The organism is Duganella rhizosphaerae (assembly GCF_040364205.1).
Lineage (GTDB): Bacteria > Pseudomonadota > Gammaproteobacteria > Burkholderiales > Burkholderiaceae_D > Rugamonas > Rugamonas rhizosphaerae.
In genome coordinates this window covers 272313-287828 of record NZ_BPWK01000006.1, presented here as the reverse complement: position 1 = coordinate 287828, position 15516 = coordinate 272313, and the positions used below count along the sequence as shown (strand labels likewise).

Genomic DNA, 15516 nt, shown 5'->3' with positions numbered 1-15516 from the left:
ATGATTCGATTGTAGTGGGATTTCTTCTGGATTAATTCTGGTATTGCAGGGGGCTAGCAATAGATTGTTTTTAGTGCGACAATTTAACCAAATAATATTTATTTGGGAGTTCCCGGAAATGTTAGACAAGATCAGCAAAAAAATCTTGATGGAATTGCAGAGCGATGGCCGCATCAGCAATGTGGAGCTGGCGGCGCGGGTGAACCTGTCACCAGCCGCTTGCCTGGAACGCGTGCGCAAGTTGCACGAATCCGGCTACATCATGGGCTACACGGCACAACTGAATCCGCAGTTGCTGGATGTGTCCCTGCTCGTCTTCATCGAAGTGGTGCTCGATCGCACGACACCCGAAGTGTTCGACGCCTTCAAACACAGCGTGCAGGTGATACCGGAAGTGCTGGAGTGCCACATGGTTGCCGGCGGCTTCGACTATCTGGTCAAAGCCCGCGTCAAGGACATGGCGGCCTACCGCGAATTCCTGGGTAAAACCCTGCTCCAGAAGGGCGTACGCGAAACGCATACCTACGCCGTCATGGAAGAGGTGAAGAATACCACCAAGTTGCCCATAAAATAGCATCAGGGAAATAAATTAGTCGAGACGCCCAAGGCGCCTGGTAAAACGGGGGACAGATGAAGCTTTTGCAGCACAAGCTGGTGCAACGTGGATTGTGGATTTTGGGCGCGACGGCTGGCGGTACCTGCCTTGCATATTTGTTCAATCTGGCGGCCGGCGACGGCGCCGCGCTGGTCTATACGGCGGCGCCGGCGGCGCTGACCGGGGCTTTGGTGGCCTGGTGGGCAGCGGGCCTGAACAAGGACGAGGGCGGCGTGCGCCGCTTCGCCCAGGTGGTCGGCGACGAAATCGACGCCATCATGATCGGCGCGGCGGAAACGTCCTATTTCGTCGATTCCGTCAAAAAGAAAATCGAACTGGACGTGGGCACGGCCGGGGTGATCGTCCGCAGCGCGGCGCACAACGCGCAGGCCACCGCAGCCATTGCCGCCAATGCCGAGCGCGCCGCCAAGATCGCCGCCCAGGTGCGCGGCGAGACGGTTGCCGGCCGCACCGAGGCCGATCACGGCCTGCAGCGCATCAACACGGCGCGTCAGGATGCGCAGACCGCGGCGGCCGTCATGGCCAGCCTGCAAACGAATTCCCGCAAAATCTACAGTTTTACCGAGGCCATCAGCGAAATCTCGGCCCGCACCAACCTGCTGGCGCTGAATGCCGCCATCGAGGCTGCGCGCGCCGGCGAACAGGGGCGCGGCTTTGCCGTGGTCGCCAGCGAGGTGCGCCAGCTGGCGCTGCGCACCAAGGAAGCCACCGACGAGATCAGCACCATGGTGCGCGAGATTAATCAGCAGGCCGAACAGGCTGCCACCGGCATGAATTCGCTGGCGCTGAAAGTCAGCGACGCGGCCGGCAACGTGGAAACGGTGCATGGTTTGCTGGGCAATATCGAGCGTTCGTCCGGCGTGTCGGAGGAAGAGATAGGCGAGATCGCGCGGGCGTCGCGCGAGCACGTCGCCACGACTGAAGAAATCGCCGCGGCCATCGCCAGCATCCGCGACAGCCTGTTATCCACAGAGAAGGAATTGCCGCGCGCCGCCAGTTCGGCGATGGCGCTGGCGGAGCGGGCCGAAGTCATCACCGGCGCGCTGGGGGAATCGTCGATAGCAACCTCGCACGACGCGATCCGCGTCGCCGCGCAGCAGGCGGCCGAACAGGTGGGACGGATATTCGAGGCGGCCATCGCTTCCGGCAAGATCACGCGCGATGCGCTGTTCGACCGCAGTTACACGCCGATCCCGAACACCGACCCGCCCAAGCACAAGACCCGCTTCGACGATTTCACCGACCGGGCGCTGCCGCATTTGCAGGAGGGTTTGCTGGCGGCCATGCCGCAGCTGGCTTATGCCGGCGCTGTGGATAACAACGGCTATTTCCCCACCCACAACAAGAAGTTTTCGCAGCCGCTGACGGGCAACTACGACGTCGATATCGTCAACAACCGCACCAAGCGCATCTTCAGCGACCGCACCGGCAAGCGCTGCGGCGCGAACACCAAGCCTTTCCTGCTGCAAACCTACAAGCGCGATACCGGCGAAGTGATGCACGACCTGTCGGCGCCGATTTATGTGAACGGCAAGCACTGGGGCGGTTTCCGCATCGGCTACCGCTCCAGCCACGAGTAATCAGTACGTATCGTTCTTGGGCGCCGTGCCCGGCGCGGTGCGCTGGGCCACGGTGTTCATGCCTTCCAGATGCATGCGCAGCCACTTGTGGGCCGGGCTGCGGGCATCGCGCTCGTGCCACAGCATGTCCAGGTGCACGGCCGGCAAGGTGAACGGCAATTCCTTGGAAATCAGCGCGTCGGTCATGCCGGTCGAGGCGATCAGGTGGCGCGGCAGCACGGTGATCAGGTCCGAATTGGCCACCACGCGGCCGGCGGTGAAGAACTGGTTCACCGTCAGCAAGATGCGGCGCTCGCGCTGGATCTGCGCCAGCGCCTCGTCCACCAGGCCGTGCGCGCGGCCGGAGAAGCTCACCAGCAGGTGGTTGGCCTTGCAATAGTTGTCCAAGGTCAGGTCGACCTTGGACAGCGGATGGTCGCGCCGCATCACGCACACATAATGTCCCGAATACAGCCGCTCGTGGCGGATCGGCGAGCCGGTCTCGTACGACAGCTGCGCCGCCACGCCGGGGAAGAAGCCCACCGCCAGGTCGATATCGCCGCGTAGCAGCATCGGCCGCGGCTCGCGCGTGGTCAGCGGCACCATGCGCACGTTGACGCCCGGCGCTTCGCTCTCGATCGAGCGCATCAGCGACGGCAGCCAGAAGGCGGCGGTGGCGTCGGCCATCGCCATGCGGAAGGTGGCGTGGGCGGCGGAGACGTCGAAGGTCTCCGGCGCCACGGCCGCTTCCAGGCTGGCCAGCGCGCTGCGCACCGACGGCCACAGCACCTCGGCGCGCGGGGTCGGCTTGACGCCGTAGGCGGTGCGGATCAGCAATTCGTCGCCCAGGCTCTCGCGCAGGCGCTTGATGGCGTTGGAAACGGCGGGTTGGGTCATGGCCAAATGGCCGGCGGCGCGTGTCAGGTTCTGCTCTGTCATCACGGCGTCGAAGACGCGTAACAAATTCAAGTCCAGCGTCAAAAAGCTCATGTCGGCTCGGGATGTGGGGTTGGGGTCGGTACAGTATCGAGAAATATGGATTTCACGTCAATGGCAAGCATCCCATTCACCAAACGAATAATTGTTATCGGGGAAGTAAATTGGATACTTATGTTGCGCTGCACTATAGTTACACTTGATTCTAAATGCAGTGCTACAACATGTCTACCATCATCTCATTCGTACAAAATTTTTCCTTGGTCGCCGCCGGTGAGCTGGCGCTGGTCAGCGGCGCCGTATGCGCGCTGATCGTTCTGTTCAAACCGCTGCTGCGCGGCCTGGCGCGTGCCGCCATGCTGGTCATCAAGCCGAAACGCAGCAAGGAAGAGCAGTTGCAGCGTCGCCAGATGCGCGACGCAATGATGCTCAAGCGCATGCTCAATGCGATGGAACGCGATCCCAGCCATGCGGCGGAACTGCGCGCCATGGCCGCACGTGCCTAAATAATACGCAGCGGTACCGAGGGAATCAGCCCGCCGGTACCGCGCCGCAGCATTACTTCTCGCCCAGCAGGGCAGGTTTCAGCGAGCTGTCGACCGGATGGTCGCCCAGCCAGATACGCAGCACGGCGTTGTAGAACGCCATGTCCGGCATCAATTCCCCGATTTTCTTACCGTTCAGATAGCACTGCGTGCCCTCGCCCGGGGTCCAGTCCAGCAGCATCTGGTCGCCCTTTTTCAGCGCCTGGATCTGCGCGAACACTTCGCCGAACTTCATCGTCTGCGGCGCTATCTTGCTGCGTTCGTTCTTGTCGGTATTGTTGTTCAGGCCTTCCAGGAAGGCCTTGCCGAAGTCTTCCGAGCTCACTTCGCGCAGCATCGTGATCGACACGCGGCGCGGGCCCTGGGTGGCCAGCACGTCCGGCACGGAGGCTTTCTTTTCGGTGAGGTACAGGCCGGCGGCATAGACCTTGAAGAATACCTTGGTGCGCAGGCCGGCGCCGTTCAGCTTCAGTTCTTTGCCGGCAACGCTGATGGTGTCGTCGAATTTAACGCCGGCCACTTCCACGGCGGCAAAGGCAGGCAGGCTGAAGCTGCCGGCCAGGAAGGCGGCCGCCATCAGGCTCTTGATGATATTTCTGCGATTCATGAGTTGTCTCCGAGGATGATAGATGCCCGCATCTCGCCCGCGATGTAGGCGTTGCTGGAATATACCATTGGGAGTCGCGCAAAAACGCGTGGCGGCGCAAATTGGCCGCACGGTCATGCTTTTTCCGGCTCGTCAGGCCTTGCTGGCGGCTTGCAAACGGTCGAATTTGTCGCGCAATTGCTCTTCGGTCTCGCGCCAGGCGGGATTGAAGGGGATGCAGCTGACCGGGCACACCTGCTGGCATTGCGGCTCATTGAAATGGCCGACGCATTCGGTGCACTTGTCCGGATTGATTTCGTAAATTTCGGCGCCCATGTAGATCGCGTCGTTCGGGCACTCCGGCTCGCAAACGTCGCAATTGATACAGTCGTCGGTGATCATCAAGGCCATGATGGAACTCGCTTATTGCTGCTCGGCGGCGTTGTTGGCGGCAATTTTCTTTTGCAGCCAGCGGTCGACCGATGGGAAGACAAACTTCGATACGTCGCCACCCAGCACCGCGATCTCGCGCACGATGGTGCCGGAGATGAACTGGTATTGGTCGGACGGGGTCAGGAACAGGGTTTCGACATCCGGCAGCAGGTAGCGGTTCATGCCCGCCATCTGGAACTCGTATTCGAAGTCGGACACGGCGCGCAGGCCGCGCACGATGACGCGGGCGTCATGCTCGCGCACGAAATCCTTCAGCAGGCCGGAGAAACTCTGGACCTTGACGTTGGGATAGTGGCCCAGGACTTCGTTGGCGATGGTCAGGCGCTCTTCCAGCGAGAAGAACGGTTTCTTGTTCTTGCTGTCGGCAACACCCACCACCAGCGTGTCGAACAGACCGGATGCGCGACGCACCAGATCTTCGTGACCACGGGTCAACGGATCAAAAGTTCCTGGATAAACGGCTACTACCATCGCGGCTCCTTGCAGTGCACCAATATAGAACGCGCATTATGCCTGAAAATCCCTGTTTGCCTTAATTTGGGGCTGCTTGCAGCCCTTTTAGCGGCAAATGCGGACCGTTCAGGCTGCCGTTTGCCTGTGCTTTAACAAATGATAGAACACCATCCCGGCCTTGTCGGCCCGCAGCACTTCCCACGGCGCCATCCACTCCGGCGCGGCGCCCTCGTCGAACTCCAGCGCCATGCCGGATTCGGCATAGACCAGGCCGCCCTCTTTCAAGATGCGCGTGCACAGCGGCAGGCAGCGTTCGAGGAACTCCTGCTGGTACGGCGGATCGAGGAAGATCAGGTCGTATTTCTGACCGCGCGCGGCGGCCGACTGGGCCACGGCCAGCGCGTCGGCGCGCATGATCTGTACGTTCTCGGCTTTCAGCTTGGCCTTGATCTCTTCCAGCTGGCGCACCACCGGCACCACGGTGTCGATCATCGTCACCGATTGCGCGCCGCGGCTGGCCGCTTCGAAACCCAGCGCGCCGCTGCCGGCGAACAAGTCCAGCACCTGCGCATCGGCCCAATAGCCGTCGCGCTGGTGATTGATCCAGTTAAACACGGTTTCGCGCACCCGATCCGGCGTCGGACGCAGGCCGGAGGCGCTCAACACCGGCAGCGGCGTGCGCTTCCAGGCGCCGCCGATGATGCGCACCTGGTTGCTGTGCTGGGGACCGTGGACCGGTACTTTGGGTGGTTTCGCGGGCTTGTTGGCGGGCTTTTTTGGCATGTGGCTGTGGTCTAAGTCATTGATTCAACAGGGGCCACTATACCATATGGGCCTTAGCGGGGTTCCGCCGCCAAGCTGTTGAAGTCGTCGATCCAGCCTTGCATGCGCTTCTGCGCGTGGGCTTTCTGGGCCGGCGTGGCGATCTTGACGACGGTCAAGACCAGCTGCACGGTGGACTCATTGTAGGTGTCGAAGAACTGTTTGCGCTCGGAACGTTCGAGGCGCTCGAAGCTGTCCTTGATCAAGGTGTGGATCAGCGCCATCGTGGCGTCCTTGCCCAGCTTTTCGCGCTGGACCTTCTGCACCAGCGTCAGGATGTTTTTCTGGCGGCGCATGCGTTCGTCCAGCCAGATTTCGTTGTCCAGCGGACGGGCGTCGGAAGCCTTGCGGATCTGCGCTTCCTGCTCGGCGCTGAAACTGCCGAACCAGAGCTCGAACTGCTCCATCGATTTTTTGTAGCGGAACTTTTGCTGCGCTTCCTTGTCCCCCTTCATGTTCTTCTTGCGGAACTCGGCGTTGTTGGAGGTGAATTTCTTATCCAGCGCGGCGATCTGCTCGGGTTGCAGCGAGCGCACCAGGTCCGCCAGTTCCGGCAGCGCCTTGAACAGCAACAGCTGCGTGCGGCTCTTGATATCGTCGTAGTCGTTCATCAGGTCGGCCGCCGTCGGGTTGCCGGCCAGCTGGCGCTGTCCCGTTTGCAGGACTTGCACGTAGTCGCGCAACTGGGTCTTGCGATGCCAGTGGAACAGATCGTCTATATCCTTCTTGACCCAGCCCTTTTGATCGGCGTTGAAGTCGACGTAGGCGTCCAGCCACCAGTACAGCAACGTATCGCCGTGGTTGTAGGCCAGGCGCAGCGAACTGCATCCGGCCAGGACCGCCATCAGGACGATCAGGAAAAGGCGGCGCAGTGCGCGGTTGTGGATATCTGGCATGTTAAACTTTCGCTTTAATTAACTCTCTGATTTGGCACCTATGAACGTAGTTATCCTCGCAGCCGGCATGGGCAAACGCATGCAATCCGCGTTGCCGAAAGTGTTGCATCCGCTGGCGGGCAAGCCGCTGTTGTCGCATGTGCTGGATACGGCGCGCAGCCTGTCTGCCAGCCAATTATGCGTGATTTACGGACATGGGGGCGCTGCGGTGCTGGAGATGCTGGCCGCGCAGCCGGAAAAGGTCGCCACCGCACTGCAGGAACCGCAGCTGGGCACCGGCCACGCCGTCATGCAGGCCCTGCCTGAACTGGACGACAGCGCCGCCACCCTGATCCTGTACGGCGACGTGCCGCTGACCACTTCCGCCTCGCTGCAAGCGCTGGTGGACGTGGCCGGCAACGACAAGCTGGGCATCCTGACCGTGGTGCAGGACGATCCGACCGGGCTCGGCCGCATCGTCCGTGAAAATGGTGAAATTGTGCGCATCGTCGAGCAAAAAGACGCGAACGAAGCAGAACGTGCCATTAAAGAGATCAACAGCGGCATTCTGGTGGTACCCACCGCGCGCCTGAAGCAATGGCTGGGCGCGCTGAAGAACAACAACGCCCAGGGCGAGTATTACCTGACCGACATCGTCGCCATGGCGGTGGCGGACGGCGTGCCTGTCGTTTCGGCCCAGCCATCGGCGCAGTGGGAAGTGGCCGGCGTGAACAGCAAGGTGCAGCTGGCCGAGCTGGAACGCATCCACCAGGCCAATATCGCCTTGAAATTGCTGGAACAGGGCGTGACGCTGATGGACCCTGCCCGCATCGACGTGCGCGGCGAGCTGATCTGCGGTCGCGACGTCACCATCGACGTCGGCTGTGTGTTCGAAGGCAAGGTCGAGCTGGCTGACGGCGTGCGCGTCGGACCGCACAGCGTGATCATCAACTCCCGCATCCTGGCCGGCGCCCACATCAAGCCGTTCTGCCATATCGAAGAGGCGGTGGTGGGTGAAGTGTCCATCATCGGCCCGTATGCGCGCCTGCGTCCCGGCACCGTGCTGGCGGAGGATGTGCATGTGGGTAACTTCGTCGAAATCAAGAACGGCCAGGTCGCCGCGCACAGCAAGGCCAACCACCTGGCCTACATCGGCGATGCGACGATCGGCTCGCGCGTCAATATCGGCGCCGGCACCATCACTTGCAACTACGATGGCGTCAACAAGTTCCGCACCGTGATCGAAGACGATGCCTTTATCGGCAGCGACAGCCAGCTGGTTGCTCCGGTGACCGTCGGCAAGGGCGCCACGTTGGGTGCAGGCACCACGCTGACCAAGGATGCGCCGGCCGGCAAGCTGACGATTTCCCGCGCGCGCCAGATCACCCTGGATGGCTGGAGCCGCCCGGTCAAAAAGCCGAAGTAACGGCATCGCACTCCACACCAAAACCGGGCCAGTCCCGGTTTTTTCATTTGTGGATAACAATGTGGAGAAGCCTGCGCATAAGCCCTGAAGAAGCGGCGTATAAGCCTGGGAAAAGTGTTGGACAACTCCCCTTGCATCTAAAAAGTGACCCCTTGCCACGGCATACAGCCGCGATTCCGGCCGGGCTGTGGATAAGCCTGTGGGAAATCATGTGAGTAAATCAGGATAACTTTTTACTGTGGATAAGCTTGGGTATAAGCCAGTGCAAAGCCCTTGGAAAAGCCATGGAAAACCCGGGAAAACATTTCCCGGGTTTTAGCCGATGTGGATAAGCCTGTGCAAAAGCACCTGAACAAGGCAGGGATAAGTGGCTAAACCGCGATCCGCGTCTCGAATTTGCTGCGGAAGGTGGAAAAGTAGGCTTTGACATTGCGCACATTGGTCTGCGTGGCGAACAGGCGATGCGCCAGCGCGTGGTACGCCGGCATGTCGGCCACCTGGACGATCAGCACGAAGTCCGGCCCCGGCGCTACCCGGTAGCATTGCAACACGGCGTCGTCGGCCGCCACGTGGGCCTCGAACTCGGCCATGCGCTCGGCGGCCTGGACATCCAGCGAGATTTCCACGATCGCCGTCAGGCTGGGCCCGACCTTCTCCGGCGCCACGATGGCGACCTGGCGCTGGATCACTCCGCTCTCGGTCAGATGCTTGACCCGACGCAAACAAGTCGGCGCGGAAACATGGACTGCCAGCGCCAGCTCGCTATTTGTTTGCGATGAATCAACTTGCAGCGCATTCAAAATGCGACGATCTATCTCATCCATAAAAATATTCCTCAAAAATGAAATAATATTTCACGCCTTCAGCGTGATGAAAGAATATTCCAAAATATACAGGATTTAGAAAGCATATTTCATAAGTACTGCTCTAGCATGGCTACACTTATTTTTAGCGAGGTTTTCTATGTGCGGCATCGTCGGCGCGGTAGCGCAACGCAACATCACTCCCATCCTGATCGAAGGCCTGAAGCGCCTGGAATACCGTGGTTACGACTCCTGTGGCGTCGCCCTGCACGTGGATGGCCAGTTGCAACGTTCGCGCAGCACCTCGCGCGTGGCCGACCTGGAAAAGCAGATCGCCGAAGTCGGCATGCAAGGTTTCACCGGCATCGCCCACACCCGCTGGGCCACGCACGGCGCACCGGCCTCGCACAACGCCCACCCGCACTTCTCGCCGACCACCGAACAGGCGCGCATCGCGCTGGTCCACAACGGCATCATTGAAAACCATGACGAACTGCGCGCCGAACTGACCGCGCTTGGCTACGTCTTCCAGAGCCAGACCGACACCGAAGTGATCGCCCACCTGGTCGACCATATGTACAACGGCGACCTGTTCGACACCGTCCAGCAAGCCGTCAAGCGCCTGACCGGCGCGTATGCGATCGCCGTGTTCGCCCGCGAAGAGCCGCACCGCGTGGTCGCCGCGCGCCAGGGCTCGCCGCTGATCGTCGGCCTGGGCCAGGGCGAGAACTTCGTCGCCTCGGACGCGATGGCGCTGGCCGGCACCACCGACCAGATCATCTACCTGGAAGAAGGCGACGTGGTCGACCTGCAGCTGGCCCGCACCTGGATCGTCGACGTCGACGGCAAGCCGGTCACGCGCGAAGTCAAGACCGTGCAGGCGCACACCGGCGCGGCCGAGCTGGGCCCATACCGCCACTACATGCAGAAGGAAATCTTCGAACAGCCGCGCGTCATCGGCGACACGCTCGAAGGCGTCACCGGCATCATGCCGGAACTGTTCGGCGACGGCGCCTACGCCGTCTTCAAGCAGATCGACCGCGTGCTGATCCTGGCCTGCGGCACCAGCTACTACTCCGGCCTGACCGCCAAGTACTGGATCGAATCGGTGGCCAAGATTCCGGTCAACGTCGAGATCGCCAGCGAATACCGCTACCGCGACAGCGTGCCGCACCCGAACACGCTGGTGGTGACGATTTCGCAAAGCGGCGAAACCGCCGACACCCTGGCCGCGCTGAAGCACGCGCGCAGCCTGGGCATGGAACACACGCTGACGATCTGCAACGTTTCCACCAGCGCCATGGTGCGCGAATGCAAACTGGCCTACATCACCCGCGCCGGCGTCGAAGTGGGCGTGGCCTCGACCAAGGCCTTCACCACGCAGCTGGCCGCGCTGTTCCTGCTGACCCTGGCGCTGGCGCAAGTCAACGGCCGCCTGACCGAAGAGGAAGAAGAGCAGCACCTGAAAGCGATGCGCCACCTGCCGGTAGCGATTTCCGCCGTGCTGGCACTGGAGCCGCAGATCATCGCCTGGTCGGAAGATTTCGCCCGCAAGGAAAACGCGCTGTTCCTCGGCCGCGGCATGCACTACCCGATCGCGCTGGAAGGCGCGCTGAAGCTGAAGGAGATTTCCTACATCCACGCTGAAGCGTATCCAGCGGGCGAACTGAAGCACGGCCCGCTGGCGCTGGTGACGGAAGAAATGCCGGTCGTCACCATCGCCCCGAACGATGCGCTGATCGAGAAGCTGAAGTCCAACATGCAGGAAGTGCGCGCGCGCGGCGGCCAGCTGTACGTGTTTGCCGACGTCGACTCGCGCATCACCTCGGGCGAAGGCGTGCACGTGATCCGTCTGCCGGAACACTACGGCCTGCTGTCGCCGATCCTGCACGTGGTGTCGTTGCAGCTGCTGGCCTACCACTCGGCGCTGGCACGCGGCACCGATGTGGATAAACCGCGCAATCTGGCGAAGTCCGTCACGGTCGAGTAATTCGCAAACCGCTAGTCTGGCCGGCAACGCCAGACTAGCTTGCATTTCGACAAGAATGCCGTAGACTGGAGCGGTGCTCCTCTATCCAGCCGGCAGTCGACTGAGGCGTGGTGCAGACCCCATGCCTACCCACCTACCCACCGCCCCTTCGAGGTTCGAAACTCTGGCTCAGGAACTCCAGCAGCAAATCGCTGCCGGGGTTCTGCGCCCGGGGGACCGCTTGCCCTCCGTTCGCCAGACTTGTGCCAGCCGGCGCATGAGCCCCAGCACGGTGTTCCAGGCCTACTACCTGCTCGAGTCCCGCGGCCTGATCCGCGCGGTGCCACGGTCGGGCTACTTCGTCGCCGCGCGCGCCAACGGCGTGCCGCTGTCGGAGCCACGAACCTCCGAGCCCAAGCCTGGAATCCAGCCCGTCGAGGTCAACGATTTGATCTGCACGATCCTCGGCTCTGCGCGCGCGCGCGACATCGTGCCATTCGGTTCCGCTTTCCTGAACCCGGCCCTTTTCCCTCTCGACCGCTTGCGGAGCGCGCTGATATCGAGCACGCGCCGACTTGAACCCTGGAACATGGTCGACGACCTGCCGCCGGGCAACCTGTCGCTCAGGCGCGAGATCGCCAAGCGCTACCTGCGCCAGGGCATGGCCGTGGACGCCGACGAGGTCGTGCTGACCAACGGCGCGATGGAGGCCTTGAACCTCTGCCTGGGCGCGCTGACGCGACCGGGCGACGCGGTGGTGGTCGAGTCCCCGACCTTTTATATTGCGCTGCAAGCCCTCCAGCACATGGGCCTGCATGCCATCGAGGTGCCGACCCATGTGCGCGAGGGCATCGATCTCGGCCGCCTGGCGCAGGTCATCGAGCTGTATCGCCCGAAGGCGTGCTGGCTGATGACGACCTTCCAGAATCCGCTCGGCAGCCTGATGCCCGACGCGAAAAAGCGCGACCTGGTCGAACTGCTGGCGCGCCACGACCTGCCGCTGATCGAAGACGACGTCTATTCAGAGCTCTACGACGGCAAGGTGGCGCCGCTGCCCGCCAAGGCGTTCGACCGCCGCGGTCTGGTGCTGCACTGCTCGTCGTTCTCGAAGTGCCTGGCGCCGGGCTATCGGGTCGGCTGGGCCGTGCCGGGCCGCTGGACGCACGAAGTCCAGCGGCTGAAGGTGATGACCAGCCTGTCGGGATCGATTCCGGTTCAGGCCGCGCTGGCCGAGTACCTGCAGGAAGGCGGTTACGACCACCACCTGCGTAGCCTGCGCCTGTCCTTGCGGGCTCAGCGCGCCAGCCTGTTCGAGGCCGTTACCCGGCACTTTCCAGACGGAACGCAAGTCGTGCTCCCGACCGGCGGCTACTTCCTGTGGGTCGAATTGCCCATCGGGGTAGACGCCATGGCCCTGTACCGCGCCGCGCTGGCGCAAGGCATCAGCATAGCGCCCGGGCCCATGTTTTCCGCGCGCGCCGAGTTCCAGCGCCATATCCGGCTGACCTGCGGTCACCGCTGGGACGCGTCGCTCGAGCGCGCCACGCGCACCCTGGCGCGGCTGGTCGACGACGCGGTGCGCGCCCATGCCGGCTTGCATCCAGCGATCTGATCCGGTCATCCAGGCCAGCAACTGCTCACGCTGGCGGCGCAGTTTGCCGGGCAAACTGTCTGCATGGAAAAGCTCATCACAGATCAGCGTACCCCTTGCCGCGATGCCGCGGAGCCCCTGCTCGCGCCCGGCGATGTGCCACCGGCCGCCGAGCGCGCGCTGCGCGACGTGCTGGATCGACTCGGACCATCGGTGTTCGCCGGGCTGCTCGACGCCGACGGCGTCCTGCGCTACGCCAATCATGCGTCGCTGCGGAGCATCGGCAGCACGCCGGAGCAGGTGCTCGGCCAGCGCTTCGACGCGACGCCCTGGTGGCGGGGCTGCGAGGCGTCGCGGCGGCGACTGCAAGAGGCGCTGGCAACGGCGTCGCGCGGCGAGTCCGTGCGTTTCGACGCCCGCATCACCACCAGCGGCGGCCACACGCTCGCCATGGACTTCTCGCTGCAGCCGCTGCATGGCCCCGACGGGCGCGTACAGTGGCTGATCCCTTCTGCCTGCGACGTGAGCGAGCGCGAGCAGGCGCAGCGCCAACTGCTGCTCACCCGCCATGCCGTCGAACAAGCCAACGATGCGCTATTCCTGGTGGGGCCCGACGGCGCCTTTCACGACGCCAACGCCGCCGCCTGTCGGCTGCTGGGCCTGGATCGCCGGCAGGTGCTGCGGATGCGCATGAGCGATCTCGACACCCCAGGCGAGGAGACGCGCTGGCCGCAACGCTGGCAGCAGTTGCGCGAACGCGGTTCGCTGCGCTTCGAGAGCGGCGTGCGCCACAACGATGGTCAGGAAATTCCGGTCGATGTCTCCGTCAGCCTGGTCAGCAGCGACGGCGAGATGTTCGCCCATGTCTGCATGGACGACCTGCGTGAGCGCCGCACGGCCCAGGCCAAGTCGGATTTTTTCGCCGCCATGAGCCATGAAATCCGCACGCCGATGAATGGCGTGATCTGCATGATCGATCTGCTGGCGCGCTCCAGGCTGAAGGCGCACCAGCTGGCCATGGTCGATCTGATCCGCGAATCGGCGTTCTCGCTGCTAGGCGTCATCGACGACATCCTCGATTTCTCCAAGATCGAAGCGGGGCGGCTGGAAACCGAGAGCGAGCCCATCGCCGTGGCCGACGTGGTGGAAAAAGTCTGCGCCATGCTCAACTGCCTGGCGGAAAAGCAGCGTGTGGAGCTGACCTTGTTCATCGACCCGGCCATTCCGCGCCAGGTGCTGGGCGATCAGCTGCGGCTGCGCCAGGTGCTGATCAACCTGATCAACAACGCCATCAAATTTTCCGCCGGCACGGTCAATGCGGGCCACGTGGCGGTGCGGGCCATGCTGGTGGCGCGCGAGCCCGGGCGGGTGGACGTCGAATTCCAGGTGGTGGACAACGGCATAGGCATGACGCAGGAAACCATTTCCCGCCTGTTCGCCGCCTTTACCCAGGCCGATGTCTCCACCACCCGGCGCTATGGCGGTTCCGGACTGGGCCTGGCCATCGCCCATAGCCTGGTGGAGTTGATGGGCGGCGCCATCACGGTCCATAGCGCGCCCGGCAACGGCTCCACCTTTTCCGTGCGCCTGCCATTCGCGTTGGGCCCGGAGCCCGACGAACATGCCGGACTAGATGCGCTGGCGGGGCTGTCGTGCCTGCTCATCGGCGATGGCGATGCCTTGTCCGACGGCTTCCGGGCCTATCTGACCGACGCCGGCGCCCATACCAGCCAGGCGTCTGGCCTCGCGGCTGCGCAAGCCTTGCTGCCCACGCTGTCGGCCGGACTGTGGGTCTGGATCGTCAATACCAACGCGGAGGCGCCGATCTCGCTGGAGCAGCTGCGGGCGGTGGCGCGCACCCGCCCGGAAGTGGATGTCCGTTTCGTGGTCATCGGCCACGGCCCGAATCGCCATCCCCAGAGCATAGACGCCGACCGCGTGTCGGTGGATGCCAACGTACTCACCCGCGACGGCTTGTTGCGCGCGGTGGCCATCGCTGCCGGACGCGCCACCGAGCACGACAGCGGCCTTGCATCCCCGGCGCCGTTGCCAGAGCCACTCGAGGCGCCTACACGCGAACAAGCGCGCCGTGAGGGGCGCTTGATTCTGGTGGCCGAGGACAACGACATCAACCAGAAGGTCATCGAACAACAACTGACCCTGCTGGGTTTTGCCGCCGACTTGACGCGCGACGGGGAGCAAGCGCTGGCCCGCTGGCTCAGTGGTGACTACTCCTTGCTGCTCACGGACCTGCACATGCCCGCGATGAACGGTTACCAACTGACAGCCGCCATACGCGCTGCGGAATCCCCCGGGCGGCATTTCCCGATCATCGCGCTGACGGCCAACGCGCTGAAAGACGAGCGCGAGCGCTGTAAGGCGGCCGGCATGAACGACTTCATGAGCAAGCCCGCCCCCCTTGCCGAATTGCAGACCATGCTGGAGAGCTGGCTGCCCAAGGCGCCCGGCCACATGGCGGTCCAGGCCGGCCCCGACCTGCCGCAGGATAGCGCCCTTCCGGTGGACGTTGACGTGTTGCGCAAAATGGTGGGGATGGACGCCGGGGTTGTCAGGGATTTCCTGCATCATTTCCGCGCCAGCGCGACCAAGATTGCCAGCGAGATTGGCGATGCCCGCGCACAGGGCGACCTGTGCAAGGCCGCCGCCGGCGCTCACAACCTGAAGTCGTCGGCGCGCAGCGTGGGCGCCCTCAGGCTGGCCGACCATTGCGAGGACATCGAACGGGCGGGCACTGCCGACGCCGCGGACGATCTGGCCAGGGCATGGAGTTGTTTTCAGACCGAAATGCAGCTGGTGGACAGCTATCTGGCCGGCGTGTTGGCGGCTGGCGACGAACCACAAACCTGATGTCATTCAAAATC

14 protein-coding genes are annotated in these 15516 nt (G+C 62.9%); 7 read left to right on the top strand and 7 right to left on the bottom strand.

Annotated features, from left to right (window positions below; all coding sequences use genetic code 11):
- Window positions 1-118 precede the first annotated feature (118 nt).
- Window positions 119-574 carry an Lrp/AsnC ligand binding domain-containing protein gene (locus RUGAMON1_RS15475; protein WP_008443393.1) on the top strand — a complete coding sequence of 152 codons (456 nt, stop codon included), beginning with the start codon at window positions 119-121 and terminating at the stop codon, window positions 572-574.
- 56 nt (window positions 575-630) lie between these two features.
- Window positions 631-2196, top strand: a complete 1566-nt coding sequence (locus RUGAMON1_RS15470) for a methyl-accepting chemotaxis protein (protein WP_445231337.1) — start codon at window positions 631-633, stop codon at window positions 2194-2196.
- Here the strand turns inward: RUGAMON1_RS15470 and RUGAMON1_RS15465 are convergent, their stop codons facing one another.
- Window positions 2197-3165: a LysR family transcriptional regulator gene (locus RUGAMON1_RS15465; RefSeq protein ID WP_445231336.1), complete on the bottom strand. Its 969-nt coding sequence runs from the start codon at window positions 3163-3165 to the stop codon at window positions 2197-2199.
- A gap of 170 nt (window positions 3166-3335) precedes the next feature.
- Between RUGAMON1_RS15465 and RUGAMON1_RS15460 the strand changes: the two genes are divergently transcribed.
- Window positions 3336-3617 carry a hypothetical protein gene (locus RUGAMON1_RS15460; protein WP_445231335.1) on the top strand — a complete coding sequence of 94 codons (282 nt, stop codon included), beginning with the start codon at window positions 3336-3338 and terminating at the stop codon, window positions 3615-3617.
- Between the two features lie 52 nt (window positions 3618-3669).
- Here RUGAMON1_RS15460 and RUGAMON1_RS15455 read toward each other — a convergent pair whose 3' ends face one another.
- The 5 genes from RUGAMON1_RS15455 to RUGAMON1_RS15435 all read right to left on the bottom strand — a co-directional run bounded on the left by RUGAMON1_RS15455 (window position 3670) and on the right by RUGAMON1_RS15435 (window position 6866).
- Window positions 3670-4263: a chalcone isomerase family protein gene (locus RUGAMON1_RS15455; RefSeq protein WP_445231334.1), complete on the bottom strand. Its 594-nt coding sequence runs from the start codon at window positions 4261-4263 to the stop codon at window positions 3670-3672.
- A gap of 132 nt (window positions 4264-4395) precedes the next feature.
- Window positions 4396-4653 carry a YfhL family 4Fe-4S dicluster ferredoxin gene (locus RUGAMON1_RS15450; RefSeq protein WP_116991290.1) on the bottom strand — a complete coding sequence of 86 codons (258 nt, stop codon included), beginning with the start codon at window positions 4651-4653 and terminating at the stop codon, window positions 4396-4398.
- A gap of 12 nt (window positions 4654-4665) precedes the next feature.
- Window positions 4666-5166, bottom strand: a complete 501-nt coding sequence (gene coaD, locus RUGAMON1_RS15445; protein ID WP_116991291.1) for a pantetheine-phosphate adenylyltransferase — start codon at window positions 5164-5166, stop codon at window positions 4666-4668.
- A 108-nt stretch (window positions 5167-5274) separates the two neighbouring features.
- Window positions 5275-5931, bottom strand: a complete 657-nt coding sequence (rsmD, locus tag RUGAMON1_RS15440) for a 16S rRNA (guanine(966)-N(2))-methyltransferase RsmD (RefSeq protein ID WP_445231333.1) — start codon at window positions 5929-5931, stop codon at window positions 5275-5277.
- A 53-nt stretch (window positions 5932-5984) separates the two neighbouring features.
- Window positions 5985-6866 carry a DUF6279 family lipoprotein gene (locus tag RUGAMON1_RS15435; RefSeq protein ID WP_445231332.1) on the bottom strand — a complete coding sequence of 294 codons (882 nt, stop codon included), beginning with the start codon at window positions 6864-6866 and terminating at the stop codon, window positions 5985-5987.
- Between the two features lie 40 nt (window positions 6867-6906).
- Here RUGAMON1_RS15435 and glmU point away from each other — a divergent pair, with 40 nt between their 5' ends.
- Window positions 6907-8271 carry a bifunctional UDP-N-acetylglucosamine diphosphorylase/glucosamine-1-phosphate N-acetyltransferase GlmU gene (gene glmU, locus RUGAMON1_RS15430; protein WP_445231331.1) on the top strand — a complete coding sequence of 455 codons (1365 nt, stop codon included), beginning with the start codon at window positions 6907-6909 and terminating at the stop codon, window positions 8269-8271.
- 371 nt (window positions 8272-8642) lie between these two features.
- Here the strand turns inward: glmU and RUGAMON1_RS15425 are convergent, their stop codons facing one another.
- On the bottom strand, window positions 8643-9095 hold the full coding sequence (locus tag RUGAMON1_RS15425; RefSeq protein WP_332852692.1) for an Lrp/AsnC family transcriptional regulator: 453 nt from the start codon (window positions 9093-9095) through the stop codon (window positions 8643-8645).
- Window positions 9096-9234: 139 nt separating this feature from the next.
- On the opposite strand from RUGAMON1_RS15425, the gene glmS reads away from it, so the two are divergent.
- From glmS to RUGAMON1_RS15410, 3 genes are all read left to right on the top strand, one after another.
- Window positions 9235-11064: a glutamine--fructose-6-phosphate transaminase (isomerizing) gene (gene glmS, locus RUGAMON1_RS15420; protein ID WP_445231330.1), complete on the top strand. Its 1830-nt coding sequence runs from the start codon at window positions 9235-9237 to the stop codon at window positions 11062-11064.
- Between the two features lie 121 nt (window positions 11065-11185).
- Window positions 11186-12655, top strand: a complete 1470-nt coding sequence (locus tag RUGAMON1_RS15415) for an aminotransferase-like domain-containing protein (RefSeq protein ID WP_445231329.1) — start codon at window positions 11186-11188, stop codon at window positions 12653-12655.
- Between the two features lie 168 nt (window positions 12656-12823).
- The gene (locus tag RUGAMON1_RS15410) at window positions 12824-15502 is read left to right on the top strand and encodes a PAS domain-containing hybrid sensor histidine kinase/response regulator (protein ID WP_445231328.1); all 2679 of its coding nucleotides are present in this window, start codon (window positions 12824-12826) and stop codon (window positions 15500-15502) included.
- The last annotated feature ends 14 nt before the right edge of the window (window positions 15503-15516 follow it).

What these genes read in the sequence shown, in the direction of transcription:
- RUGAMON1_RS15450 (WP_116991290.1), bottom strand. Translation starts at nt 4,653, where the DNA reads ATGGCCTTGATGATCACCGACGACTGTATCAATTGCGACGTTTGCGAG.
- glmS (WP_445231330.1), top strand. Translation starts at nt 9,235, where the DNA reads ATGTGCGGCATCGTCGGCGCGGTAGCGCAACGCAACATCACTCCCATC.
- coaD (WP_116991291.1), bottom strand. Translation starts at nt 5,166, where the DNA reads ATGGTAGTAGCCGTTTATCCAGGAACTTTTGATCCGTTGACCCGTGGT.
- RUGAMON1_RS15435 (WP_445231332.1), bottom strand. Translation starts at nt 6,866, where the DNA reads ATGCCAGATATCCACAACCGCGCACTGCGCCGCCTTTTCCTGATCGTC.
- RUGAMON1_RS15415 (WP_445231329.1), top strand. Translation starts at nt 11,186, where the DNA reads ATGCCTACCCACCTACCCACCGCCCCTTCGAGGTTCGAAACTCTGGCT.
- RUGAMON1_RS15425 (WP_332852692.1), bottom strand. Translation starts at nt 9,095, where the DNA reads ATGGATGAGATAGATCGTCGCATTTTGAATGCGCTGCAAGTTGATTCA.
- RUGAMON1_RS15475 (WP_008443393.1), top strand. Translation starts at nt 119, where the DNA reads ATGTTAGACAAGATCAGCAAAAAAATCTTGATGGAATTGCAGAGCGAT.
- RUGAMON1_RS15465 (WP_445231336.1), bottom strand. Translation starts at nt 3,165, where the DNA reads ATGAGCTTTTTGACGCTGGACTTGAATTTGTTACGCGTCTTCGACGCC.
- rsmD (WP_445231333.1), bottom strand. Translation starts at nt 5,931, where the DNA reads ATGCCAAAAAAGCCCGCCAACAAGCCCGCGAAACCACCCAAAGTACCG.
- RUGAMON1_RS15460 (WP_445231335.1), top strand. Translation starts at nt 3,336, where the DNA reads ATGTCTACCATCATCTCATTCGTACAAAATTTTTCCTTGGTCGCCGCC.
- glmU (WP_445231331.1), top strand. Translation starts at nt 6,907, where the DNA reads ATGAACGTAGTTATCCTCGCAGCCGGCATGGGCAAACGCATGCAATCC.
- RUGAMON1_RS15455 (WP_445231334.1), bottom strand. Translation starts at nt 4,263, where the DNA reads ATGAATCGCAGAAATATCATCAAGAGCCTGATGGCGGCCGCCTTCCTG.
- RUGAMON1_RS15470 (WP_445231337.1), top strand. Translation starts at nt 631, where the DNA reads ATGAAGCTTTTGCAGCACAAGCTGGTGCAACGTGGATTGTGGATTTTG.